24 protein-coding genes are annotated in these 23,000 nt (G+C 47.6%); 1 reads left to right on the top strand and 23 read right to left on the bottom strand.

From position 1 onward, the window contains the following. Positions 1 to 127: 127 nt before the first annotated feature. From ACKTSF_RS01830 to rpsO, 3 genes are all read right to left on the bottom strand, one after another. A complete protein-coding gene (locus tag ACKTSF_RS01830; protein ID WP_407886094.1) occupies positions 128 to 1,084 on the bottom strand; it encodes a hypothetical protein in 957 nt (318 codons plus the stop codon). 76 nt (positions 1,085 to 1,160) lie between these two features. Beyond that, on the bottom strand, positions 1,161 to 3,059 hold the full coding sequence (locus ACKTSF_RS01825) for a ribonuclease J (RefSeq protein ID WP_407886092.1): 1,899 nt from the start codon (positions 3,057 to 3,059) through the stop codon (positions 1,161 to 1,163). Between the two features lie 206 nt (positions 3,060 to 3,265). Continuing rightward, on the bottom strand, positions 3,266 to 3,535 hold the full coding sequence (rpsO, locus tag ACKTSF_RS01820; RefSeq protein WP_020090254.1) for a 30S ribosomal protein S15: 270 nt from the start codon (positions 3,533 to 3,535) through the stop codon (positions 3,266 to 3,268). 276 nt (positions 3,536 to 3,811) lie between these two features. Between rpsO and rpsT the strand changes: the two genes are divergently transcribed. Continuing rightward, the gene (gene rpsT / locus ACKTSF_RS01815) at positions 3,812 to 4,066 is read left to right on the top strand and encodes a 30S ribosomal protein S20 (RefSeq protein WP_407886090.1); all 255 of its coding nucleotides are present in this window, start codon (positions 3,812 to 3,814) and stop codon (positions 4,064 to 4,066) included. A 76-nt stretch (positions 4,067 to 4,142) separates the two neighbouring features. Here the strand turns inward: rpsT and holA are convergent, their stop codons facing one another. The 20 genes from holA to ACKTSF_RS01715 all read right to left on the bottom strand — a co-directional run bounded on the left by holA (position 4,143) and on the right by ACKTSF_RS01715 (position 22,991). Continuing rightward, positions 4,143 to 5,174, bottom strand: coding sequence for a DNA polymerase III subunit delta (gene holA / locus ACKTSF_RS01810; protein ID WP_407886088.1), 1,032 nt, complete (start codon positions 5,172 to 5,174; stop codon positions 4,143 to 4,145). Beyond that, on the bottom strand, positions 5,171 to 7,366 hold the full coding sequence (locus ACKTSF_RS01805) for a DNA internalization-related competence protein ComEC/Rec2 (protein WP_407886086.1): 2,196 nt from the start codon (positions 7,364 to 7,366) through the stop codon (positions 5,171 to 5,173). The genes holA and ACKTSF_RS01805 overlap by 4 nt, the downstream gene beginning before the upstream one ends. Positions 7,367 to 7,437: 71 nt before the next feature. After that, complete coding sequence (locus ACKTSF_RS01800) at positions 7,438 to 7,917, bottom strand: ComE operon protein 2 (RefSeq protein ID WP_407886219.1); 480 nt, start codon at positions 7,915 to 7,917, stop codon at positions 7,438 to 7,440. A gap of 160 nt (positions 7,918 to 8,077) precedes the next feature. Next, positions 8,078 to 8,779, bottom strand: coding sequence for a helix-hairpin-helix domain-containing protein (locus tag ACKTSF_RS01795; protein WP_407886084.1), 702 nt, complete (start codon positions 8,777 to 8,779; stop codon positions 8,078 to 8,080). A gap of 95 nt (positions 8,780 to 8,874) precedes the next feature. Beyond that, complete coding sequence (locus ACKTSF_RS01790) at positions 8,875 to 9,921, bottom strand: SepM family pheromone-processing serine protease (RefSeq protein WP_407886082.1); 1,047 nt, start codon at positions 9,919 to 9,921, stop codon at positions 8,875 to 8,877. Beyond that, positions 9,922 to 10,407 carry a pantetheine-phosphate adenylyltransferase gene (coaD, locus tag ACKTSF_RS01785; protein ID WP_407886080.1) on the bottom strand — a complete coding sequence of 162 codons (486 nt, stop codon included), beginning with the start codon at positions 10,405 to 10,407 and terminating at the stop codon, positions 9,922 to 9,924. Continuing rightward, complete coding sequence (gene rsmD, locus ACKTSF_RS01780; RefSeq protein ID WP_407886078.1) at positions 10,407 to 10,967, bottom strand: 16S rRNA (guanine(966)-N(2))-methyltransferase RsmD; 561 nt, start codon at positions 10,965 to 10,967, stop codon at positions 10,407 to 10,409. Before rsmD ends, coaD begins: the two co-directional genes overlap by 1 nt. Then, a complete protein-coding gene (locus ACKTSF_RS01775) occupies positions 10,964 to 11,245 on the bottom strand; it encodes a YlbG family protein (RefSeq protein WP_407886076.1) in 282 nt (93 codons plus the stop codon). Before ACKTSF_RS01775 ends, rsmD begins: the two co-directional genes overlap by 4 nt. 16 nt (positions 11,246 to 11,261) lie before the next feature. After that, positions 11,262 to 12,416, bottom strand: coding sequence for an FtsW/RodA/SpoVE family cell cycle protein (locus tag ACKTSF_RS01770; RefSeq protein WP_407886074.1), 1,155 nt, complete (start codon positions 12,414 to 12,416; stop codon positions 11,262 to 11,264). A 453-nt stretch (positions 12,417 to 12,869) separates the two neighbouring features. Beyond that, positions 12,870 to 13,682, bottom strand: coding sequence for a GH25 family lysozyme (locus ACKTSF_RS01765; RefSeq protein WP_407886072.1), 813 nt, complete (start codon positions 13,680 to 13,682; stop codon positions 12,870 to 12,872). After that, complete coding sequence (locus ACKTSF_RS01760; RefSeq protein ID WP_407886071.1) at positions 13,675 to 14,100, bottom strand: hypothetical protein; 426 nt, start codon at positions 14,098 to 14,100, stop codon at positions 13,675 to 13,677. The genes ACKTSF_RS01765 and ACKTSF_RS01760 overlap by 8 nt, the downstream gene beginning before the upstream one ends. Beyond that, positions 14,084 to 14,386, bottom strand: coding sequence for a hypothetical protein (locus ACKTSF_RS01755; RefSeq protein WP_407886069.1), 303 nt, complete (start codon positions 14,384 to 14,386; stop codon positions 14,084 to 14,086). The genes ACKTSF_RS01760 and ACKTSF_RS01755 overlap by 17 nt, the downstream gene beginning before the upstream one ends. After that, a complete protein-coding gene (locus ACKTSF_RS01750; RefSeq protein ID WP_407886067.1) occupies positions 14,383 to 14,769 on the bottom strand; it encodes a hypothetical protein in 387 nt (128 codons plus the stop codon). Before ACKTSF_RS01750 ends, ACKTSF_RS01755 begins: the two co-directional genes overlap by 4 nt. Positions 14,770 to 14,805: 36 nt before the next feature. Further along, positions 14,806 to 14,952 carry an XkdX family protein gene (locus tag ACKTSF_RS01745; protein WP_407886065.1) on the bottom strand — a complete coding sequence of 49 codons (147 nt, stop codon included), beginning with the start codon at positions 14,950 to 14,952 and terminating at the stop codon, positions 14,806 to 14,808. Next, positions 14,952 to 15,272, bottom strand: a complete 321-nt coding sequence (locus tag ACKTSF_RS01740) for a hypothetical protein (protein ID WP_407886064.1) — start codon at positions 15,270 to 15,272, stop codon at positions 14,952 to 14,954. The genes ACKTSF_RS01745 and ACKTSF_RS01740 overlap by 1 nt, the downstream gene beginning before the upstream one ends. Next, the gene (locus ACKTSF_RS01735; RefSeq protein ID WP_407886062.1) at positions 15,253 to 16,293 is read right to left on the bottom strand and encodes an RNA-directed DNA polymerase; all 1,041 of its coding nucleotides are present in this window, start codon (positions 16,291 to 16,293) and stop codon (positions 15,253 to 15,255) included. The genes ACKTSF_RS01740 and ACKTSF_RS01735 overlap by 20 nt, the downstream gene beginning before the upstream one ends. A gap of 297 nt (positions 16,294 to 16,590) precedes the next feature. After that, complete coding sequence (locus ACKTSF_RS01730) at positions 16,591 to 19,101, bottom strand: fibronectin type III domain-containing protein (RefSeq protein WP_407886060.1); 2,511 nt, start codon at positions 19,099 to 19,101, stop codon at positions 16,591 to 16,593. Next, entirely contained in the window at positions 19,094 to 19,333 is a 240-nt protein-coding gene (locus ACKTSF_RS01725; protein WP_407886058.1) for a hypothetical protein, read from the bottom strand. Before ACKTSF_RS01725 ends, ACKTSF_RS01730 begins: the two co-directional genes overlap by 8 nt. Further along, on the bottom strand, positions 19,330 to 20,409 hold the full coding sequence (locus ACKTSF_RS01720) for a hypothetical protein (protein WP_407886056.1): 1,080 nt from the start codon (positions 20,407 to 20,409) through the stop codon (positions 19,330 to 19,332). The genes ACKTSF_RS01725 and ACKTSF_RS01720 overlap by 4 nt, the downstream gene beginning before the upstream one ends. Continuing rightward, positions 20,406 to 22,991 (bottom strand): phage tail spike protein, encoded by a 2,586-nt coding sequence (locus ACKTSF_RS01715; RefSeq protein ID WP_407886054.1) that lies wholly within the window; start codon positions 22,989 to 22,991, stop codon positions 20,406 to 20,408. Before ACKTSF_RS01715 ends, ACKTSF_RS01720 begins: the two co-directional genes overlap by 4 nt. Positions 22,992 to 23,000 lie beyond the last annotated feature (9 nt).

Here is a 23,000-nt window from a genome sequence, read left to right as displayed (position 1 = left end):
TTAATCACCCTTTGCGTAAAATTATACTACTTCTTTTCAGAAAGGGAAAGCTGGAACCCTCCCAAAAAAGAATCCTTGACCAGTATATATGCTGCGGAATTATTTGTAAACTAAAATCTTGCCGAATTTACGGTTTTTCATGATTTTCATGGTTAATCGGCCCAAATAATGCACTCATGAAGTGATTTAAGCGGTTTTGCCACTCAGAAATTTCATTTAATTCTGCAGCATCGATCTGATCTGTCACCGGTTGCTGCGCCACGGTCTGGACCCAGGCCAGTGGATTCCGAATAATCTTGTCGATAAACGGATACAGCATCATTAATTGTAACGTAATTGTTTGTGAAACGCTAGCGGCAAGCATCGGATCTCTCTGGCCCAGGTCTTCATGTAGATAATTTTGCATCATATATGCAGCCCGACTCGCCCCGACCGGTTGCAATTGCGTGGTATCCAAAGTGTAACCCTCATCGTCTAACCAATGAAGACGAACGGTTTTCGTTGTGTGCAGGCGTAAAAGTTCTTCCAGAAGAGTCGCACGCATCAATGGATGTAAAAAAGGATCGACCAATAAATACTGAACGCCCTGCATGAATTCCTTGAGTGGTAACTGACGTGCATGTGTCAGTCGTTGCCGCTGCTCATCAAAATCCACATCTCCAAGATGATAGAATTGCTTAGCCAAGACCCGCTGCGTCTCCCCCAGTGCCTGGCGAGAAGCCGTCTCAGCGTTGACAATCTCTGAAATTCCCGCATCACGCCACGCCTTTGCCGCCGGCAGATCGCAGAATTCTCGTGCGAAAATAAATTGCTGATTCTTCAGAGCCACGTCTAAGCGTAGTTGAAAAGTCTCTGCCGTCGTTAAATAAACCGCATCCTGTTCCGCCGCAAATTGTTCCGCCGCCAAATACTTCTCATCGTGGTAGAGACTCGCCACCAAATAACGATTAAATTCGGCCGTTTGCTGGTCATTATAGAGCCGTTCAAACCACTCAGTCGCCGAGGACCACTCCTCCGCATCGAACGCCTGGTGAGCTCGCTCAATGGCTTGTTCACGAGCATCCGGACTAGAAAATTCTCCCATAGCACATTCCTTTCTGTACCAAAAATGATTGAATCAAAACGGACCGACGCCAAATGGTCTCGGTCCGTTCATATTTTTACTGTTTGTCTGTTGTTTCGACTGACTTAGCCACGTGCGGACGCCGCTTTCGATTGCGCCGTGGTTTATGCGTAACCTGGCCATCCTTAGTCGCTGCAGCAGGTTTATTGCCAGTTGCCTTTGATTTAGACCCCTTAGCTTTAGGTTTTGCCTTTGGCTTAGCGGGGACCTTGGTATCTTTAGCCTGTTCCTTCCCCGTGTCTGCCTTATCCTTGCTACTTGCTCGACGATGGTGCTGGTTGACCTCCATGATAACCGGTAAGATCACTGGGCGCCGGTGCGTCTGTTCAAAGAGGTAGTGACTCAAATGTTCCCGCACGTCCTGCTTCAAATGGCCCCAATCAAACTCTTTGTTATCGAGGTTATTTTGAACGGCCTTGCTGATGATTTGGCCACTCTCCTGCATCAAATCCTTGTTGGCCTTGACGTAGACGAATCCCCGAGATGTAATCTTGGGTTCCGCCACGATCTGTTTCTTCTTACGGTCAATCGTCACCACGGCGATAAAAATACCGTCGTCGGCCAAGACTTTCCGGTCACGCAGAACGATGTTTCCGATATCACCAACACCGATCCCATCGATCATGGTATCACTGACATCGATACCTTCACCAAGACCCATGGTCCCCTTGTCGTATGTTAGAACATCACCCTTGGCAAGAATGAAGACGTGGTCGGCAGGCATTCCTAACTCCATTGCGGCGTTAGCATGCGCGTTCAATAGTCGGTATTCCCCTTGAATAGGCACTAAATACTTTGGCTTCAACAGGTTCAGCATGAGTTGCAAGTCGCGTTTGTAGGCGTGACCTGAAGAATTCATTTCATCGGAAATAGCCTTCACTTCACCACCCGCACGGTAAACCATGTCCCGCGTCTGGGCAACCGTCGTATCCATAGCATGAGAAGGTGTCGTTGTAATGTAGACCAAGTCACCTTCTTGCAGATTGAGCGTTTTTTCCTGCTTATTCGCCATCCGTTGAATAGCCTTGATGGGTTCACCCATCTTGCCAGTCTGTAGGATCACCGTTTCAGCAGGCTCTAAGCTATCAAGTTGTTCTGGCGTAACCAAGAGATCGTCGTCAAAAGACAGCTTGCCCAACTTCATCGCCGTGTTAACGATTTTTTCCAGGTCCTGCCCAGTCAAACAAACCTTCCGTCCCGTCTTAGCGGCGGCATCGAAGACTTGCTGAATCCGCAAGATGTTTGAGGCCACACAGGCAACGACAACACGGCCGTTACGGTAATTAAACGTTTCCTCGATGGATTCAGCAATTTCCTGTTCGGAAGCATTCATCGTTGGATTTTCAGCATTGGCAGAGTCGCTCAGTACAGCTAACACACCAGCTTGGCCAATAGCCCCGAGCCGGGCGTAATCCGTCTGGTAGCCAGGCTTAGCTGTTTGGTCAAACTTGAAGTCCCCGGTATAAACGATTTGACCTTCATCCGTCTTCAGAACGATCCCCATGGATTCTGGAATCGAGTGAGTCGTTGAGAAGAAGGATACCACCACGTCACCGAAGTCAATTTCAGTCTTTTCATCAACCACGTGGAAGTCATCGTAGTTCTTTACCTTTGGTTCATCGGCGACGTTTAACTTAGCTAATGCAATCGTCATTTCTGACCCAAAGACTGGAACGTTGAACTCACTCAAAAAGTAAGGTAACGCGCCAATCGCATCAGCATGGCCGTGAGTCAGAAAGACCGCAACAATGCGATCCTTATTCTCACGTAAGTAGTTCCAGTCCGGAATCACAACATCGATTCCTAATAACTCATTTTCCGGGTACTTTAACCCACAATCTAAAATATAAATACTGCCGTTAACGTCAACGGCATACATGTTCTTCCCGTTCTCGCGGACACCACCAAACGGAATAATTTTTATCTTTGCACTCATAAGTTCACCTCAAGTATTTTCACTAGTTTTAAGTTAATCACTGATCTGCTGCGACCAGTCTTTTCTTATAGGTATCGCTACCTAAATTCGTCCATGATTAAACTTTCTCCAGTCTACCATACTTTGGACAATTACTGAACTAGGAAGGTGTCCCACGCAAAAAAAGTCCATCTCCCAGAGGGAAATGGACTCATCGGTGCGGCGAATTAACGACGCAGACCTAAGCTCTTGATTAATTCACGGTAACGTTGAACATCAGTCTTCCGTAAGTAAGCCAAAAGGTTCCGACGGTGACCAATCTTCTTCATCAAACCACGTTGGGAATGGAAATCCTTACGGTGATTTTGCATATGCACGTTGATTTCGTTGATATCAGCGGTCAAAACAGCAACTTGGACCTCAGTAGAACCCGTGTCGCCTTCGTGACGTGCGTATTGCTTGATAACTTCGTTTTTCTTTTCTGGACTAATAGCCATGGTAAATGTACCACCCTTCATATAATTGCCCTAAACTGAGTAAGTCGACGGTGGTTGTCGAACCAACTAAGTTAAGGGTTTGTGCTTTTGCACAGTTACCTATCATACTGAATTTCCACCAAAATAGCAAGCTTTTCCATGTAAATGCCTATCAAGTAAAATTGCTTTACATTTATCTCGCTAAGGTATTGCATTCGGTCTCTGGATTCTGTATAATTACATACGTTGAAATTAAGATTTCCGGTACAGGAATTCTCATTCGGAGGTGAAATTTTCATGCCAATTATCAAATCAGCAATCGAACGTGCCAAGACCAATGTTAAGGCCAACGAACGTAACTCAGCACAATTAAGCACGATGCGGACTGCCGTTAAGCGCTTCGAAGAAGCCAAGACGGCCGGTGCCGACAACGCGGATGAATTATACCGTTTAGCTAGTGCTGCTGTTGACCACGCCGCTTCCAAGGGCTTGATCAAAAAGAACAAGGCATCTCGTGACAAGTCACGGATGGCTGCACGTTTAGCTAAGTAATCAATTAATCAAACAGATTAGATGATGCAATTCAGGGAGTCGACCATTCTGGTCGGCTCCCTTTTTTGATACCATTTTAGGCCGTTTGACCCTCGGCGAATTGCGTCATAAATAACGAAAACAGCATTTCTGGCGCCATTGCAGTAGATTTCATCTGCTTCTCCACCCGAAACAATCCCAAATAGGCCTGATTCAAATCGGTCAGCTTGAACCGTCGCTGTGATTGCAGTGCCAGCTTGATCCGATAAGGATGGACTTTCAGCAGGCTGGCCAGCTTTCCCTGACTGTATCCCTGTTTAGCCAACACCTTTGTCTGGATCAGCAAGCGGAACTGGCCTTGCAAGATTGCATTGATCTTTAACGGTTCTTCCTTGGCCAGCAACAATTCCCGGTACAGCGTGACAGCTTTAGCCGTGTCCTTGGCCAGAACCTGATTGACCAGATCAAAGACATTTTGCGTCAATGTCTGAGCCACCAGTCCAGTAACGGCGTCCGGTTGAATCGTCTTCTGTGGATAAGCAAAGAGTTCCAGCTTTGGGAGCTCCGCCATCATCAGTGTCAGGTCTGCATCCGTACGTTGAATCAGTTCACCCAGTGCCGCAGGGGCCATGGTATACCCATCTTGTTTGAGCTGCGTCGTCACAAACTGCCGCACGTCTCGTTCAGAGAAGTTGCCAATATCAATGGTCGTAGCCACCTGTTTCAGCTGTTTAGATACCTTCTTACGACCGTCTAGCTTCTCATAAGGTGCAAAGAAGACCAGTACCGTACTTTCCATAGGCGATTCTAAGTAAGTTTGGAGGCTAGCAACATCGTGTTCTACCTTTTGCTTCTTGGTCTCCCCAGTCAAGAATTGGGGATTATCGATACATACAACCCGCCGTTCACCAAAGAACGGTGCTGCCATAGCATCATCTAATGCGACAGCCAGCGGTACAGCATCCATATCATAGGTAGCATAGTTCATTGTTTGTTCTTCCGCGGGAACGACCGACTTAAAGGCCGTCTTCAACCGCCGCTGAAGATAGTCTGCCTGCCCCATAATCAGGTATACCGGCGCTAGTTTGCCACCGGTTGCCAAGGTTTTTAAGAGTTCATTAATCGTCAAGAGTCCCGTTCCCCTTTTAATTTAGTCTGCCAGACGCCGTGTTTCCCCGTATAGACATAGCGAATCATGCCACTCGTTTGGGTGCTCACTGCCGGCACATCAGCCGCTCGCAACGTTGTCAGAGTCTCGGCATGCGGATGACCATAGCGGTTCTCCCGCCCAGCCGAAATAACTGCCCACCGTGGACGGAGTTGCTCGATAAAGGCCGGTACACTGGCCGTCTTGCTGCCGTGATGTCCTAATTTTAACACGTCAGTTCGAAGCTGTGGGTCATCACCCATAATTTTCCGTTCCCCTGCTTGGTCCAAGTCCCCCATGAAGAGAAAGTTCAGCCCACCAAAATCGCCCTGTAAAGCCAATGAATTGGCATTTTCGGCCGGCGCTGCCTCATATGGATGTCGAACGCGTAGTGGCACTTGACTGGCAATCGTGATCGGTTGAATCTTCACCGGGAAGCGACTGTGGACTAACACCCGTTGCCATCCCGGCTCAGTCTCCATCCCCGCCGGCACAAGTAACCGTTTAACCCGTATAGCCTGCAAAAAAGCGGGGAGATCCCCAATATGATCGGCATCGTGGTGGGTCAAATACAGGTCGTCCACGTGATCGATTCCGATGCTTCGTAGATAATTCAGATTCGTATGCGTCGCTGCATATGTCGTTGGCGTGGATGGCACCCATTTCGGCTGAGGAAAGGCCAAATGACCACCCGTGTCGATCATCGCAATTCGCCGATTAAACGGTTCCCGCAGCAAGATACTATCGCCCTGACCCACGTCAAAGTAAGCGACCTCACCGTGAAGTGGTAAATGGATTAAACCATACATCAAGCCATAGCTCGCGAGTAAACCAGTTAGCCACCGCCGACGCTGTCGTGGCGGCCGACTGAACAGCCACCAGGTCGATGCTAACCACAGCCAACAGACCCACCACAACGGTTTCCCAAAGCTCACGTTTCCCGGCAACTCGGCCAAACGTGCTAGCCCGCCATCCAGTAGTGCTAAAACGGTCGCACTCCACCCACTGATGACAGGAAACCAGGGGAAGCTCAGTGCGCCAATCAACGTTATCGGCAACATAACCAGCGGAAATAACGGCACCAACACAACATTTGCCAAGATTGTCAACGTATGCCACTGAAAGATACCATTAAGCAGACTGGGCAATCCGAGTAACGTCAGGCCGGTTTGGCGCCACCAGTGTGATTCTTGCGCCAAAAGAATCAGACCTAATGACAGGCCATAGCTCAGCTGGCTCCCCAACTCAAACAGCATGCCGTAATTCATCAACAGACCTATCGCTAAGGCGCCTGCCCAGGCGTCTAAAGCGCTCACTCGCACCCGAACCTTGCGGCCACCCAATTGAATACCACGCATTAAGCAGGCCCGGAGCACACCGCTACCACCCCCTGCCAGAATAAAGTAACCTGGAAGACCAAGGAGCAAGCCCCACTCCCAGTGTTCACGTTGCATCCGCAGATGCACGCACACCCACTCAACAGCCGTTAGCAGTAGTGCCACGTGGAGGCCAGAAATCGAAAATAAATGTAATAGTCCCAGCTGCTGCATCCCCTGAAGTTCCTGGACAGCTTCGGCTGCACGGCTTCCCGGTAGGAGGCCCAATGCATAAACGCGCAAGGCACCAGGCAGCCGATCACAATAGCGAATCAACCGAGTACGCTGCCGATGCCACCAATTAATTACATATTGTAGCGGCGTTGACGGTGCAGTCTGCCGCTGGAGAATGCTGCCAATCTTAAGGGACTTCGTCACCCCACGATGACGCCAATAACTGGCCGAATCGAATTGATTAAAATTCGTCGCCGGTAGGATGCCGACCTGTTGACTACTCACACGCCAGAGCTGCGGTTGGCGCAATCGTTGCAAGTACTGAAGCTCTGAAGCAGACTGCGCCCAGCCACGAACCGTTAACGGTTCCCCGGTCTGATGGTTTCGCGCAACAAAGTAGTAGCTGGCACCGCGAAAAACGAGTGCGTCCGGTTGAAAGGTCACGGTCAGCGCCACATTGGTCGGATGAAACGCTGAAATTTGTCGATGATTCACCTGGACCTGTCGCCATTCAAAAATACCGCTGAAGGCAACCCCTAGCAGTAACGTGACCAGCAATGCCCGTCGTGACCGCAACGCTACCACGCGCCCAATCGTTATGACCAGCAGTCCCACACCAGCCATCGGATGGCCATTAAAAATAACACTGACTGCTACCAGAGGCAAACACGCTAAGAACCAGTGGTTAGCCGCCACTAATCCTGTTTAGGTTGTTCAAATGGTAGCTGCGTCAACAGTGCCGGGTCAACACTAACCTGATTCAAGGCCACGTGCTTTAAAGCAATCAGTTTCTGAGCGTAGGGATCGTTGTGATAATTACGCATGTAAGTAATCTTTTTGATGCCAGCTTGCAATAACATCTTCGTACATTGCAGGCACGGAAAATCCGTGACGTAGATCTCAGCGCCATCCGTGGCTTCACCAAATTTGGCACACTGCAGAATGGCATTCATTTCGGCATGAATCGTCCGAACACAGTGACCATCTACCAAATAGCAACCCTCGTCCAGACAATGGTCATCGCCCGACACCGAGCCATTGTACCCTGCCGCAATAATGCGCTTGTCACGCACCAAGGTTGCGCCAACTGACAACCGATTACAGGTACTCCGCGTGGAAATCACTAACGCCTGAAGCATAAAGTATTGATCCCAAGGAATTCGTTCTCGCTGCATGTTAAAGTCCCCATTCATCTTCATATTAAAATGCCTTTTTTGACTGCCATTTCTCACAAGCTGCAGCCCGAATAACCTTCACTAGCTTACACCATTCGCCTAAAATTAACACTAACGTCCTGCCAGAAATTCCCCGTTGGTTGTTACCAATTTCAGCCGGCTAAGTTGTCAGTTGGTCCTGTAGATTAGCCACCGTCTTCTCGCCAAATCCTGGTACCTGCGTGAGATCCTTCACTGTTTGAAAAGATCCATGAGCCGTCCGGTAGTCCACGATTTTCTGGGCCTTCTTCTCCCCAATACCAGTCAGCTGTTGGAGATCAGCTACTGTTGCCGTATTCAAATTAATAACTGCTGTGGGGCCGCTCGCCTTGGTACTCCCGCCACTGTCAGATTGGCTAGTTGCCGCTGCCGATTCCTTACCACCAGCACTAACTGGCTTTTCCCCCTTTAGCGGAATGGTCAATTGCTGCTGATCGGTCAGACGAGAGGCCAAGTTCACCTGTTGCCGGTCGGCCTTGGCCGTCAGACCCCCAGCCGTCTTAATCGCATCGGCTACCCGCATCTCAGCCGAAAATTCATACAGTCCCGGATGAGCCACGGCACCCTGAACGTCCACAAAGACTCGTGTATCGTGACTGTTGACTTGACTGGCCGCGCCGCTGGTCCCCGTCGCCGGGTAACTTGAGGCATGACTCGTCTGCGTTTGTGCTGGTGGAATCGCCGCTGGTAGCGGCGCAGGTGTCGCATGACTCGTTATTAACCAGCCACCCAAGCCAATGCCCACCACGACCACTAGCACACTACCGATAATGACCTGATACCGCCGTTCTAATTTTGACCACCAATCCCCAACTAGTTGCATACCAATTGCCCCCTTTACTCTTAACTCCGTAATTAAAGGTAAAATAAATTTTTAAAATCAAAAAAATCCCTCTTTTTTCAAAGAGGAATTTCAACTTAATGTGTTTTGAGGTAATGAACCGCGTCGTCAAAGGACTTCACAGGAACCACTTTCATATTTGGCGCATACTTTTTTGCTGTTGCTTTGGCCAACTGGTAGTTGGTCATGTGGTGCTCTTCATACTTCAATAACAGTTTGCTTGGCTTGACGTACGGTGCAAAGAAGACGGTCGCACCGGCGCGTTTGGCCGCAACAATCTTCTTGTCAATGCCCCCGATCTCGCCCACGTCACCGTTGGCGTCAATCGTTCCCGTTCCGGCGACCTTCTTGCCATGACGAAGATTCTGGCCAGTCACCTGCGTATAGATCTGTAAGCTAAACATCAGTCCACCGGACGGCCCGCCGATATTCCCAGCATCAACCGTAACCTTAGGAGTTGCCGTCACCTTCACGTTATCCGTCAAGGTGATGCCAATTCCAGCCTTTTTGGTCGGCAGACGCATCAGCTTCTTCGTGACTGACCGTGTCTTGCCGTTATGCTGATAAGTAATCGTCGCCTTGGACCCAACTTTTTGGCGCTGAATGTACTGCTGATACCCCGCCATCGCGTTAAAATGGTGCCCGTTAACCTTGGTTACCGTGTCGCCAACCTGCAATTGCTTCGCGAACGGTGATTTCTGATCCACACTCAACACGTAGATTCCCAAATAATTCCGCGTCACGGGCTTCTTAGCCGCCTTATAAGCCGTATAAATCGACTCATTAATAGCGCTTTGCATGTAAAAGTCCTGAACCTTGTCGTAGGTAGCATTGCTCTGCCCGCCCGTCACAGCGTCCACGCTTTCAATGCTGTAAATGCTATTCATCTTAGCATACAGGTAAGTCGCCGGTCGTGCTTGGGCCAGCGCCACGGAGGTAATCATATACTTTCCCCGATCTTTATCGGGATGCCCGGGCATCTTCACAAAGGTCTTGAGGTTATCCGCTTCACCGGGGCCTTCAATATACTTGGGCAGTGGCATAAAGAAAAACGCCAGGACAGCAATTGCCAAAATCAATGTGCCGATCACTTGACGCCATTGATGTCGCGTCAACTTCCACATCTACTTGTCACGCTCCAATCGATCCCGCAGTCCCTGAGCGACCGCTGGTGGCACCAGCTGAGTCAGGTCACCACCGAATTGTGCCACTTCCTTCAACAGGCTGGATGACACAAATTGATATTTCGGCGCCGCCATCAAACAAACCGTGTCGATCTGATTATCCAAGGCTCGGTTCATCCCAGCAATGCCCTGTTCAAACTCAAAATCAGTACTGTTACGCAAGCCACGAACTAAAACTGTGGCGTTTACCGACCGCATAAAAGCGACAGTCAGTCCCGTCTCAACCTGAACGGAAACGTTCGTTAAGTCTTGTGTTCCGGCCTCGATGAAGGCAACCCGTTCACTGGCAGTAAAGACACCACGTTTGGACGTATTCTGCCCCACTGCGACAACCAGATGATCAAACATCCGGCTTGCGCGCTGAATCAGATCCAAATGACCATTTGTCAGTGGATCAAAGCTGCCTGGAAAGACTGCAATCGTCATTACCCTTCACTCCCTAACGCGTAAATCGTCAACTCGGTAATCCCATAGTCTCGGCGTTCAACAAAGTCAAAACCAGCAACATCATCGGGTAGCTGTGCCTGTTGATCCGTTTCACAAATAATCCGTGCACCGGATGCTAACAATCCCAGTTCCCGCAAAGTCGCCATCTGTTCGGCAATCTTTTGCTGAGCGTACGGCGGATCGAAGAAGACCAAATCAAATTGATCCCCCCGACCGGCCAGTTCCTTTAACGCGCGATTCGCATCGCGTTTCAGAATTTCAAATTTTTCTGGTGCCTTAGTGACCGCCACATTATCCTTAATTGTCTTAATGGCCGCATATTGCTTGTCGATCAGAACGGCTTGCGCCACCCCACGTGACACGGCTTCAATACTCAACCCACCGGATCCAGCAAATAAGTCCAGACTGCGGCCACCATCAAAATAAGGGCCAATGATATTGAACAATGCCTCCTTGACCTTGTCCGTGGTTGGCCTAGTGGCCATACCGGGGACAGCCTTGAGCCGCCGACCACCAAAATCACCTGCTACAATTCTCATTCATCATCATCCTTCGTTGCGGCCGCCATTTCTTCGGCGACACCATTAAACGTCTCATTGATTTCTGGGCGTTGTGATGCGACAACCCGTTTGACAAAGCGTAAATGATTCAACTGATCCGTCAGTGTCGCCACATCCGCTCGATCTACATAGAGCACCACATAACGCATCTTCTTAGACACGTACATAACGGTACCGTAGCGCTTCAATTGGCGGGTCTGTTTCAAACTATACGTATACACGATCAGACTCTGTCGTGGTTGGATTTCAAATGCCATCAGTCGACCTCCTCAGTTAATGTGTGACGCGGTACCGTTTCTGCCGCGCACTAATATTCATGACAACCCCCATGACCAACGCGAGAGTCCAGGTACTGGACCCCCCGTAACTGATAAAGGGAAAAGTTACCCCGGTAATTGGCAGTAAGCCCAGCACCCCGCCCAAGTTAAAGAGTGTTTGTACCGTCAAATAGGTAGCCGCCCCGTAACAAATCAGCGTGTGATAGGCAGAATTACTACGAATCCCGACCAATACCGTTCGGGTAATAATCAAGAACAGTAAGGCAATAACGCCTAGAGCTGTGACTAGCCCCAGTTCTTCGGCCAAAATGGCCATGATAAAGTCGGTGTTAGGCTCGGGCAAGTATCCCGTTTTTTGAATACTATTCCCCCAGCCAACCCCCAAGATACCCCCATTGCTCAACGCATAATAGGAGTTGACCAGCTGTTGGCCAACCCCCTGCGAATGCTCGAAGGGATTCACGAAGGCCACGATCCGCTGTAGTTGGTAATTATTTTTAGCAAAGCCCATCTCGGAAATCTTAACGGCCAAGGGAAAGACGATTCCCAGAACAAACAAGATGGCGCCCAAAAAGTAAGTGATGGCACGTTTCCAGTTAAATCCACTGGCCAGCAGCATCACAAAGACGATACTGGCGTTGATGGTCGCCCCTCCTAAATCCGGTTGAATAAAGATCAAGCCGATCATTAACCCACTAATGAGGACCGGCCGTAGCATCACAGCCCACCAGCCTTCAATAGCGATAGCATCTTGGCGTCGATCAATAATGTGTGCCAACCAAATAATCAGGTAGAACTTCACAAATTCAGCCGGCTGAATACTAATCGGACCCAACCGAATCCAACCAGCTGCCCCGTTGATGGTCTTCCCGATAATCAACAGAAATAGGAGTGAACCGATCGCAATGATGCTGGCATACTTCAAGATTTTCTTATCACGCAGTTTATTTAAATTCATAAGCACCATAAAGGTGTAGATGGCCAATCCCAGAATTACGTAAAGCAGTTGCTTCACGAGGTAGCTGCCAGGACTGCCCCCGTTTTGTGAGCCAATATCAGCGCTGGCGGAGTACACCATCACGATCCCAAAGAGGCTCAAAATTAAGTATGGCACAAATAGCCAATAGTCCAAATATTTTAACTTCCGCATATGTTTCACTCGCTCCAAGCCTGCCGTCCGTAGACGGTAATCGAATGTTTATATTATACTGATTTTGGGGTAACTTTAAAAGCGTTAATACGTGTAAAACCCATTATACAGGCATTCTTAAATTTTTACATTCTTTGTTTATCATTGTTAATCGTGGGTCTGTGGGAGATTCTGTGGGACATTTTGATGAAGTTTACAAGTCGGGCAGCGCCATTACATAATATATAGAAGAAAAAAATCCGTCTTACCTATTACGGTAGGACGGATTCCCAAGAAGTAGTCATAACGACTGCCCCAGCATATCACGTTTAACAGACCGCAAGTTGTAATAGTCACATTAGGATGGCAAACATTTCAACACTGATTGTCGCCTGTTATAAATCAAGCCAAACCGAAAAAATAATTGTACGCAAAAAGGGCCACCCTACCCAATCGGATAGAGTGGCCCTTGAGCTACTTGCTTTTACGAATCAGTTTAACCATGCCTTTGTTGGCGGTGATGAAACCTGAATCAGTTTTGATACGGTAGATGTTCTTATACTTTACAGCTTTACCGTAGATGGTAGACCCTTTGGTAAGCCGCATACGGCGCTTATTAGCCTTGTCTAATGTCACCTTTCCATACACGTTAACTTGGCTAGTAATGACCTCATACAGTCCATTATCAGACCAGTATGATGGTTTCTTAGGCTTTCCTACAATCTTAGTACCACTAAGCTTACCGGTGAAATCTAAGTCGCCATCAACCCCATGCCAGTTGTCTGTGTCTTGCCAGGCATCGGCGCCATTAATACCTGGGCGGTCAGTCCCATACGCTGCGACCCATGCCCCCTTATCAATCAATCCAGTACGATGGATGCGATGAGATGTGAACCAAGAGCGAGATCCATATGTGATTACATTTTTATAACCGTGTGACTTCAAATATTTCAGGAAAACATTAATTTGAGGCGTCGCATTGCTTGGCAACCCTTGGTACTCAACATCAATCGCTAGTAACGTGGTCTTGTCCAAGCCGAAATTCTTAACCCAGGAAAGAAAGTAACGTGCTTCCGCTAGACCATACCCATGAAAGAAGTGGTAGACGCCAATCGTGCCGAAAACTTTTAGTCCATTACTAATCTGCTTTGCTGCTTTAGGACTGATATAGTCCGTCTTTTCCGTTAATTTAACGATAACGAACTTGGCCCCCTGCTTCTTCTTAGTTTTCAAGTAAGCCAGTGAACTGTCTTGGTAACTAGAAATATCAATTCCGCGCTTAGTCATTGTCCTCACCGCCCTTGTCAGGTGTAATCACTTCGGTGGGTGCCGGGGTGATTTTGGGAGCATGATTATCTCCACCAACTACCTTGTAGGCCTGATAAGACTTTTCGACTAAGCTTGATACAATCATTGGGTCTACGTCGAGTCCCTTAGCGGTTAGCCGACTACTGACGAAACGAATCGCTTCCTTTTTGCGATCAGTCTTAGACAGACCAGCCATCACAGCCATTTCAGGCACGACAGCATCGGCAAGCTTTTCTCCGACTTCCAGTGATTGCTTGAGGTGAACGTTCTTCTCAGTGGCAATTTTTTTGTCTAAGAGTGGCTTGGCAAGCTTATATACGGCTGGAATTACTACAATCAAAAAAGCCACAACCCCAGTGGATTGAAGCCAGCTAAATACATCATTTACGTTGTTCATTTTTACTTTCCTCCATCATTTTCTTCATCTGGTTAATTGAACCTTGTAACGTTCTCACCTGCTGACGCATGGCTCGAAGCTGTTCTTTAAGGTCGTCGCGTTCCTGTGTCACCCTGTCCAGCTTTGCGTTAAGTTCGTCCATACGTTCCCACATCTCTTTGGTGTGGTCGGCGTAGACATTCTCCCGACTTGTACCGTCATTACGTGCACCGATAACCCAGCTGATAAATGCGGCGACTAACGAGGGGATGCCCACCGTTAAGAACTCCATGATTTGATGCTTCACGTCTTATCACCCCAAGCCAGCTCTGCAAATAAACGCACAAGTACGAAGCCGATTAGGATAGTCCCAAACTTCATGGGCCCTGGCGTGTGGAAGTCATGCCACATGAAAAGGATAAAGTAGACTGACCAGACCATTACCATAGCAGCCAAGGCCATTCGTCGCGCCCTGAATTGCCGCACGTCCAGCACAGCCACGATGATAGCCAGCGTCCCCACCACAATCAGCAAGATTGACACATATGGATCTTGAGCGTGCTGGATGATGTGATGGAACCGGTCAGGCTCCTTAAAGACGTTAGCAACGTAGATTAAGAAGGCTCCGAGAAATAGCGTCTCCATCCCAGTTACCAGCATGAAGTGATTGCGTTTAATATTTTCCCACATTTACTCACCCCTTTTTACGTAAATTAAAAGCGACCACTAAGTAGCTGCTACGTAATCCTTGCCAGTTAATTCTTTGTACTGATCAGTTGTCAGCCAACCACAAGTTACAAAGTCGGGCAAGTCCTTGTCTGAATACGTTCCTTGTTTGTATAGCTGGATAATCATACTAGTAAAGAAGTTCACTATTTTTCCGCCCCCTTCAATACTGCCAGTTCTTTAAGCAATTGAGCATTAACTACTTGCTGATTAGCAGCCAGCTTTAAAAGGTTGGCGTTAGCCATGATTGCAGCAGTTTGTTCATCATAAATTACGGCCGCTGTGCCATCATCAACTTGTCGTTGCTTGGCAACACCATTCTCATCCGTATAATCCTCTAGCTTTTGCTTAACAAGTTTCCAGCCAAAATACCGATGATTGCTGTAAGAAATTGGATCTAACTGATAGGCGGCATATCCTTCCGGTACTTGTCCTGGATTCGCATACTCATCTGTGCCTGCTTGCATGTGACACTACCTCCTTTGCCTTTTTAATGGTGCATACTGGCTTAACATACTTGTTGTAAAACTTGTAGCTGTTTGAGTGCTTCAACCAGCCCCAGTAAGCTATTACACTAGCCGCGTCAAATTTATTAAGATACGGTTTCTTAGATATTTTAACCATTCGCCGCCTGATTTTTAGGGCGTTGCGTCGTCGCAACGTTGTGTAATCCCTATACATTCTCATTCCCAGAAAATCAATCGGTCGGCTATTCACACGAAAAACCTGCCAGTTAGGCTTTACTTCTAAGTTCTCGTTAGCCAAATATTCAGAAATATTCCTTTCGGCACGGTGTAGTTTCTTCTTGTTTGGTCCCAGTAATACCAAGTCGTCAACGTTTCGGACGAAATAAGGAACCATCAATTCATTCTTAATTAAATGATCTAAGTCCTGTAAAAAGAAGTTAGCAAACCATTGAGACGAGTAGAATCCAATTGGAATCCCTTTGGGCAACTCATCAATTATGGTATCCAATAACCACAGTGCTTCCTTGTCTTTGATTTTTCGACGGCATTTCTGCTTAAGAATCGAAGTATCAATAGACTGATAAAAATGGTGAATGTCCATCTTAAGACAATATTTTGTCCTTTTTGGGTCATTCTTAAGCCACTTTTTCACCATTTTCTGTCCTAATGCAGTTCCACGTTTAGGGATAGATCCAACACTATATTCGTACATCCCCTTCAAAAATATCGGTTGTACTACTAGCATTGCAGCCCACTGAATAATCTGGTCAGGATAAAACTTTGGTTTAGTAATTAAGCGGTTCTTAACGGCATCATGAATCACTACTTGATGTGTTGGCCGTGGCTGGTACTCATGACTGATAAGTTCGGACTGAATTTGCATGATGTAAAAATCCATGTTATCCAGAACGTCTTTCACATTTCTTCGTTCTCTTTTGCCTTTAGATGCTTCTTCAATTGCTAGTTTCAGGTTTTCATAACTAACAATTTTAGAAAACAAGTCGCCATATTTCTTTACCATTTTCCACCTTCTTCATTTGATTTTTTGCGTTTATGCGTTTGATATACCTTATTAGCTTTAAGAACATTCGGATTACCTACTAGCCCCCACTTTGTATCAGCTTAATTTTTGCCAAGCGGCACGGAGTACATGATGCGATTTAAAGTAATAAGGGACGCGACCCGACGTTCGAGTTCGCCGTAGAAGCAGAGTTCTCCAGGTTCCAGTAAAAGAGCCCACCGTTGCCAGCACTCGTGTTCCAATAGCCGCGCACCACGTATCCCAATTTAATTGTTCCGGGGGATACCCCCGGTCCCCCTAGCCCAAAGGTCTTTTAAGGAGACGCGACCCGACGTTCGAGCCCGCCGAAGAAGCAGAGAACTCCAGGAGCCAGGAAAAGAGCCCACCGTAGCCAGCACCCGCGTTCCAATAGCCGCCCCACATAGCCATGTAAGTACCACTAGTAGTTGAGTACTGATAGTCTGAATAATAAGTCGTCGAGCTACCACCAGCCACTGATTCAAACTGTGCATAAGGATGATTATCATCGAGACCATTTTCTTTAATCCACCCAGACGCCAGTGAGTAATTCAGTTGCTGATATGGTGCTGCAAACAGGTCCGATTGATAATTTTCAGGATTATCACAAACCCACGCTCTGCTACCAGTAATGTTAACTCCGTCAATACACTGGTAAACGTTTCCGTATAGGTTTTCAATACCTCGATAATCCATTGGACCGTTGCTGGTAGCAAATCCAGATGACCCAGAGTGGTTAGTGCCAACTCCACATACCTGATTTCCATTACCACTAAGATTATCTAGTTCGCCCTTCATAACGTCTTGTGAATTTAATGTTGCAAATTCAATCAAAAATAGTGTTTGCAGAGCATCGACGGCGTGAATATCAAGCAACTGGTATCCAGATCCGTTAGCTTTCGCCTGACTTCTCATGGTCGTCATTGGTGTGCTTATCATAGCAACCTTACCTGTCTTAGATTCCATCCGTGAGGAAGTTCCTAGTGTAGCGTTATAACGTCCAACATCTATATATGGGAGTTCCTTATCATCGGCTGCATCCCAGAAGCACTTGGGTAAGTACCATCCATCACCATGACTAGCTAATGAGACCTGCCAAGTATTGACGGTATCAGACTGGCTTTTTTTAACGTAAAGTTTAGGCACTCTGACAAACTCGTTTCCAAACGAGTCAGTTGCAGTACTATCCATCTTTTTCCACGGTCCAACACTGTCAAAATCGTTTTTAGCTCCGTTGATTCCGGCCGTTAGGCCAGTAGCCAAATCTGTCCGTGTTAGAACGGGACTACTTGATTTGTCCCATGATGCTCCATAAATTCCAGTATCTGCACTCTTGGCGGTAGCCACATCAGAGTACGGACTATTGCCGGCCAAGTTAGTCGCCAAGACTTTAAAATCATACAGCGTGTTTGATTCTAGTCCGGTATAATCTACGCTTAGTTGACTGGCATCAATTGTCTTACTAATCCACGAATCACTCCCATCAGCTGCATAACTAATAGTGTAACTGATGATCGGTGAGTCACCGTCGTTAGTCGGAGGTGTAATCACGCATGTAGTCGTATCGCCCATACCCGTAGTGGCCGTAACGCTTGGTGCAAGCGGCGGAACAGCAGTTAAAAGTAACTTGTTTCCGTAGCTAAGATACCCATTGGATTCGGGAGAGATGTCCTTGCCACCCATACTCAGACTTGGGAAAATATTTTTACCTGAAAAGGTATTATCTCCATCAAGCGTAGGGTAGTTTGAAAGATCGATTTGAGTTCCATCCTTTCCGGCTGGGCCAACGTCACCGGTATCACCTTTTGGCCCCTGTGGTCCAGTAGCACCAGTGTCGCCCTTTGGTCCTGTGGGTCCAGTATTCCCCACATCGCCTTTAGCTCCTTGTGGACCTTGAATGCTACCCATATCAATCCATTTCCCACCAGCCCACGCATATAGTTTGTGGTCGCCAACTAGCCAATTATCCCCGTCTGAACCGGTTACGGGGAGTCTGGAAATGTCAGTAACTTGACCTTTGATTTCTAAGCCAGAACCGGTATCTCCTTTATCACCCTTATTTCCAGTGTCGCCTTTAATGCCTTGTGGACCTTGAGGACCGGCTTCGCCAGTGTCACCCGTCAATCCTTGCTCACCTTGCGGACCGGTTTCGCCAGTATCTCCTTTAACTCCCTGGATTCCTTGGGGCCCTTGCGCTCCAGTATCTCCCTTGTCGCCTTTTGGGCCTTGAATACCCTGAATGCCTTGGATACCCGTGTCACCTTTAGGACCTTGTAGGGTAGCTACCTTGTCTGTCAGATTGATTTCTAACTGACTGAACCGCTGCTCGTACTCGTCAAGTGAGATAACTGCGATTGTGTCGCCGTCTTGGTTCATTAAGTTTTCCTTGATGGTGAACCCTAAAACACCATCGCTAGGGAAGATAGCCGTATGTGGTTCAATCTGCCCATCGATGATAGACAGCGTTGCTGTACGTGAAGTAGTCGTTACACTGATAGGTTTAATGATCGTCCAAACTTCAATCTTGTAATCGTCAGGTGTCAGAATAGCCATCAGCTCGCCATCAACCGGCATTTCAATCTCGCCGCTTGCTGGGTCGTCGATACTAGTTAAGTCCACATCACGCGTAGTAATATATCCATCTGCGTTAGCAATCTGCACAGCTACTGCCTGGCAAGATGATAAGTCGAATGGAGCGCCATCAGCCGTCAGCAACAGGCTAATTGAAGTTGACGTATCCATGAACTTGACTGACGAAAAATCCTGTGTGAAATCAAGTTGCTTAATCACTGGTATCACCTGCCATTGCACTTGTAGCTTCATCTTTAAGACGCGTCAGAATGAGCGTCTTAAATCCTGCCCACATGTCTGTACTAGTCATCCCTTTAAATGCCGTTGTGGCTTCATCAGCTGTAGCATCGAAGTCCCCGTAGCATAAGTGGTTGGTACCAGCGAACGTCACCGTATACTTCACGTGAGTAGTATTATTTGTGTTCTGCTTTACATCTAAGCTCGTAATCATGCTTTAACCTCACTTTCTAACTGAGTAACCCTAAGCTGTAAATCTGAATTGCGCTTTGTGAGTTCCTTGACCGCCGCCATCAGCAACCCAACCTCGTTGTCAATCGACACTCCATCCGACTGAGAATTAATCATGTCTGACGAAATGTCATACTTCTTGGAGCCAATTTTATTTTCGTCATCAATAATTGGGCCAATATTAGTCTGCTGAGAATTGTCAGATAACCTATAGTCATACCGCTTAACATCAGTACCCAAGATTTGTGCTAGTGCGTAATCGCCCGTAACGTCCTGAATATTTCGCTTAACCGATAATTGAGACATTTTGTTGAAACTGGCAGCATGCACATCAGCACCAGGCTCTCCGCTACCACCCTCACCGCCTTCAAAATAAAACGAGCCTGTATAGCTGTTAATCGTAGATAAATTCATATTTAGATGAGATGTATTTACTGTGGTAGTTCCGACTGAATTGCTTAAAACGCCATCGGCATTCACATTCCCAGTACTAATATCATTTCCCTCAATACTAGTATGTCCGTTATAGCCTGAATCAGTTCCTCCACCTGAGCGGCTAATATACATCCCGGTATAATCATTCATTTTCACATCGTTCTGACCGCCAGAACTATCTGTATTCCGGTAATGGAACCCGTTGTAGTCAATCCAAAGCTGTCGGTGAACTCCGCCACTGGTATAGTCTTCGGTTAGGTTTGCTGATTTAATTGTTGAACTATCAATTTCAACACTATTAAGAATCCCAGCATTAATCGTGCCAAGGTTTGCTGATAATGCAGATAGCTCCTTAACATTGAGTGTTTCTTGGTCCCATTGTTTTTCCGACCATCCGCCAGCTCCGTACGTATACATAGCAGTGGTAACATTGTCCGACTGAATCAACCACAAATCACCGTCAGCATGATCCACGCCATCGTTAAATGGTGCTTGTGTGCTGATAGTGATTTTGCCATCCATCGACGTCTTTAAATCCTTTAACGCTTCCTCATTGTCAGCACCGGCCTGTTCAGCTAGCTTTGTGTTCTCATCGATGTTGACAGAACCAGTTGCGATAATCATTCTTTCACCACCTTAGTAACAATCGGATCATCGATGTTAAAGTCTGAGTCGTCATCAGACATTCCAACATCATCTTCAATATCTGAACTAGGATACGTGATGGTATGCACGCCCTCGCTACCCTCGCTAATGTCCTCAGTGGGGTACTCAACAGCCAGGTCCTTACTGTCATCTCGCCAGCCAAGCGGGAAGGCATACAGAGCACTGTGGGCAATAGCCTCAGTCCTTGAACCATCGCGGAACTCCGAAACATTGAAACCGACAATCAGCCGTGAGTTAGTCTTGTCGTAGTACACGCCTTCTGGCTCCATATGGCCGCCATTTTCAATGGGGATGTTCAGTTTGATGTCTTGGCCTTCGGTAACGGCATAATTAAAAATCATGGAGTGCGTAATCACGTTGACACACATTACTAGCCGGTCGTCAGCTCCGTTCACATCCCCCGCCGTGAAGAAAGCATAGGGGTAGTAAAGAGCGTTGGACTGCATGGTATTGTACGTGCTGTCATTGGTCACGCCTGTAGGTAGTGGGTTCCACCCGACGTCTTGAATCTTGAACTCAATCACTGGCTGGAACTTGCCTGCCTTCAAGTCGGAAATTTGGCAAATTTGTACAGTACCATCAGTCTTTGAACCAAGCCACAAGCCATGATCCAAGTCCACACAAGGCCGGTAGTATCCGTCAATCTTGCACCACTTGGTAACTGATCCACTGCTAATCACCTTGTGTGGAGCATATGGAAAGGTACACAGCCAGTTCTGACCGCCGCTTAAATCCTTCACTTGGCTGTAAATAGTATTGCTAGATTCATCGTAACTAAAAGAGCCGCCATGTTGGCCGCCCTGAACAATCATCGAATCAATTAATTTGCCATTAGCACCCCAGTGCAGGAACTGACAGTCACTTTGTGATGAGCTGTTAGGTTTGGCACTGTAAGCATAGCTTGCCAGTACTTCACCGTTAGACAGCACGAATGACTCTTGTAGTGCACCAACGTGGGAATTCTTCCACTCATCTTCGTTACCATAAGTGGTCTCCCACAGCTTCTTGAAAGTGCCATCGGCATTCTTACCGGTGTCAATCCACATTTCGGCTTCGTCCTTCACGAACATGTCGTCAACGGATACCATCAAAGTCCCAACGAATGGCGGCGTGATAGTTACTTCGTACCCGTCGTCTGAGTGCTCACTCTCCCAATCTAAATCATGAGTACCGTCGGTATTGATACGCTGCCAGTTCCACGCAGCAGCCGACAGAAAACCGGTCACATTAACACCTTCAATAAATATCCGGGCAACGATGCGCTTGCTAGTGTCTCCGTTAGCCCATGACTGGCCTAGCGGCGTAATCAAGCTGACCGTGGCCGCCGTTGAGTTCTTACGGGCGTCAGCAAACAGTTTCTTCACTTGGTCATTCCATCTCTGCTCCATGTTCTGGATGAAGTTAGGTGTAACCACGTTGACCGTAGCAAACTCACCTAACACAATTTTGTTCTGCGATGGGTCAGACAGACTAGTAGTCGATTGGATTACCCGCGCCTGTAATGTCAGCTGTGGGATCATCTTGAGGTCAATCACCTTGATGGTATCGCCCAGGTTCGGGTGAAAGTCTGTAGTTGGTTCAACAACATAGTTAACGCGGGGATGGTTATAGAGCTTAAGCTCTTTCATCCCCCACGCCAGTAGCGCATCAGGCTCCTTAATGGTCGAACTGGTGATAGTGCCTTCTAGCCAAGTGTTAGGGTCAGCGTTATAGAGCGAGTTGTTCTTGCTATCAGTCAGGTAGTTCCGACCTTTGTTGACACCCGAAATGCTCTTATCATCAGAGCCGTATACATACAGCTTAGTGACCAGCGTTGTGTCAACCGTTTCACGTTGCATCGTCAGAGCGTTATCACCGTATCGAATACGGCGGCCGGTGTTTTCACCCAGTCGGTCAGTCAGCTCCAAAATTTGGTCATCCACCATACCCCATTGGTCAAGGTGGACATAAGCATCCGCCTCACAATCGTAGGTAGATAGCACCGTCTGTAGCATTGCCTGACTAGTGCTGGAACCATCAAACGAAATGTCCGCAAAAATACCGGATGACGCATTGTTAGTCAACGTCCATCCGGTATCAGCCATGATCCAACTCAGGGCATCTTTCAATTTGCCTTCCTTTAAGTCCTTCTTGAGTGGCACCGTCTTGCCTAGCTTCCAGATTGCCGCGTTAACGGCACTCGCAGTCACTAAGTGGACCCCACTCGTTTGGTCAATTGGCTCAGTCACGGTATGAATCCGATAGGCTCGCCAGCGATCAGTTACGTCATCGTAGACAGCCAAGTAGTTGCCCTCACGCAAATACTGAGCGGCTGGCTCATCTTGCATCATAGTTAAGCCGTCAATCGTGTCATTCCAGCTCTTACTATTGGCGTTTGGATCGTTGCTATTAAAACTGTCAACGCCAACAATGTCGTCATTACTAGAGTTATCATCGGCAATCTGTCGATTGATGGTGTCACCCCAGAAGTAATTCGTATCGCCGGTCGGGTCCAGGGTCGCAACCCGCTTCATCGACTTATCTAGTACAACGTAATTCACATGAGTTCT

Source organism: Levilactobacillus muriae (assembly GCF_045862015.1).
Lineage (GTDB): Bacteria > Bacillota > Bacilli > Lactobacillales > Lactobacillaceae > Levilactobacillus > Levilactobacillus muriae.
Note: the sequence above shows the minus strand (reverse complement) of the source record. Positions and strands in the feature narration are given on the sequence as shown.

Bases quoted from the DNA above. Each gene is read 5' to 3' on its own strand.
- ACKTSF_RS01830 (WP_407886094.1), bottom strand. From the start codon at position 1,084: ATGGGAGAATTTTCTAGTCCGGATGCTCGTGAACAAGCCATTGAGCGA.
- ACKTSF_RS01825 (WP_407886092.1), bottom strand. From the start codon at position 3,059: ATGAGTGCAAAGATAAAAATTATTCCGTTTGGTGGTGTCCGCGAGAAC.
- rpsO (WP_020090254.1), bottom strand. From the start codon at position 3,535: ATGGCTATTAGTCCAGAAAAGAAAAACGAAGTTATCAAGCAATACGCA.
- rpsT (WP_407886090.1), top strand. From the start codon at position 3,812: ATGCCAATTATCAAATCAGCAATCGAACGTGCCAAGACCAATGTTAAG.
- ACKTSF_RS01805 (WP_407886086.1), bottom strand. From the start codon at position 7,366: ATGGCTGGTGTGGGACTGCTGGTCATAACGATTGGGCGCGTGGTAGCG.
- ACKTSF_RS01800 (WP_407886219.1), bottom strand. From the start codon at position 7,917: ATGCAGCGAGAACGAATTCCTTGGGATCAATACTTTATGCTTCAGGCG.
- ACKTSF_RS01795 (WP_407886084.1), bottom strand. From the start codon at position 8,779: ATGCAACTAGTTGGGGATTGGTGGTCAAAATTAGAACGGCGGTATCAG.
- ACKTSF_RS01790 (WP_407886082.1), bottom strand. From the start codon at position 9,921: ATGTGGAAGTTGACGCGACATCAATGGCGTCAAGTGATCGGCACATTG.
- coaD (WP_407886080.1), bottom strand. From the start codon at position 10,407: ATGACGATTGCAGTCTTTCCAGGCAGCTTTGATCCACTGACAAATGGT.
- rsmD (WP_407886078.1), bottom strand. From the start codon at position 10,967: ATGAGAATTGTAGCAGGTGATTTTGGTGGTCGGCGGCTCAAGGCTGTC.
- ACKTSF_RS01775 (WP_407886076.1), bottom strand. From the start codon at position 11,245: ATGGCATTTGAAATCCAACCACGACAGAGTCTGATCGTGTATACGTAT.
- ACKTSF_RS01770 (WP_407886074.1), bottom strand. From the start codon at position 12,416: ATGCGGAAGTTAAAATATTTGGACTATTGGCTATTTGTGCCATACTTA.
- ACKTSF_RS01765 (WP_407886072.1), bottom strand. From the start codon at position 13,682: ATGACTAAGCGCGGAATTGATATTTCTAGTTACCAAGACAGTTCACTG.
- ACKTSF_RS01760 (WP_407886071.1), bottom strand. From the start codon at position 14,100: ATGAACAACGTAAATGATGTATTTAGCTGGCTTCAATCCACTGGGGTT.
- ACKTSF_RS01750 (WP_407886067.1), bottom strand. From the start codon at position 14,769: ATGTGGGAAAATATTAAACGCAATCACTTCATGCTGGTAACTGGGATG.
- ACKTSF_RS01740 (WP_407886064.1), bottom strand. From the start codon at position 15,272: ATGCAAGCAGGCACAGATGAGTATGCGAATCCAGGACAAGTACCGGAA.
- ACKTSF_RS01735 (WP_407886062.1), bottom strand. From the start codon at position 16,293: ATGGTAAAGAAATATGGCGACTTGTTTTCTAAAATTGTTAGTTATGAA.
- ACKTSF_RS01725 (WP_407886058.1), bottom strand. From the start codon at position 19,333: ATGATTACGAGCTTAGATGTAAAGCAGAACACAAATAATACTACTCAC.
- ACKTSF_RS01720 (WP_407886056.1), bottom strand. From the start codon at position 20,409: ATGATTATCGCAACTGGTTCTGTCAACATCGATGAGAACACAAAGCTA.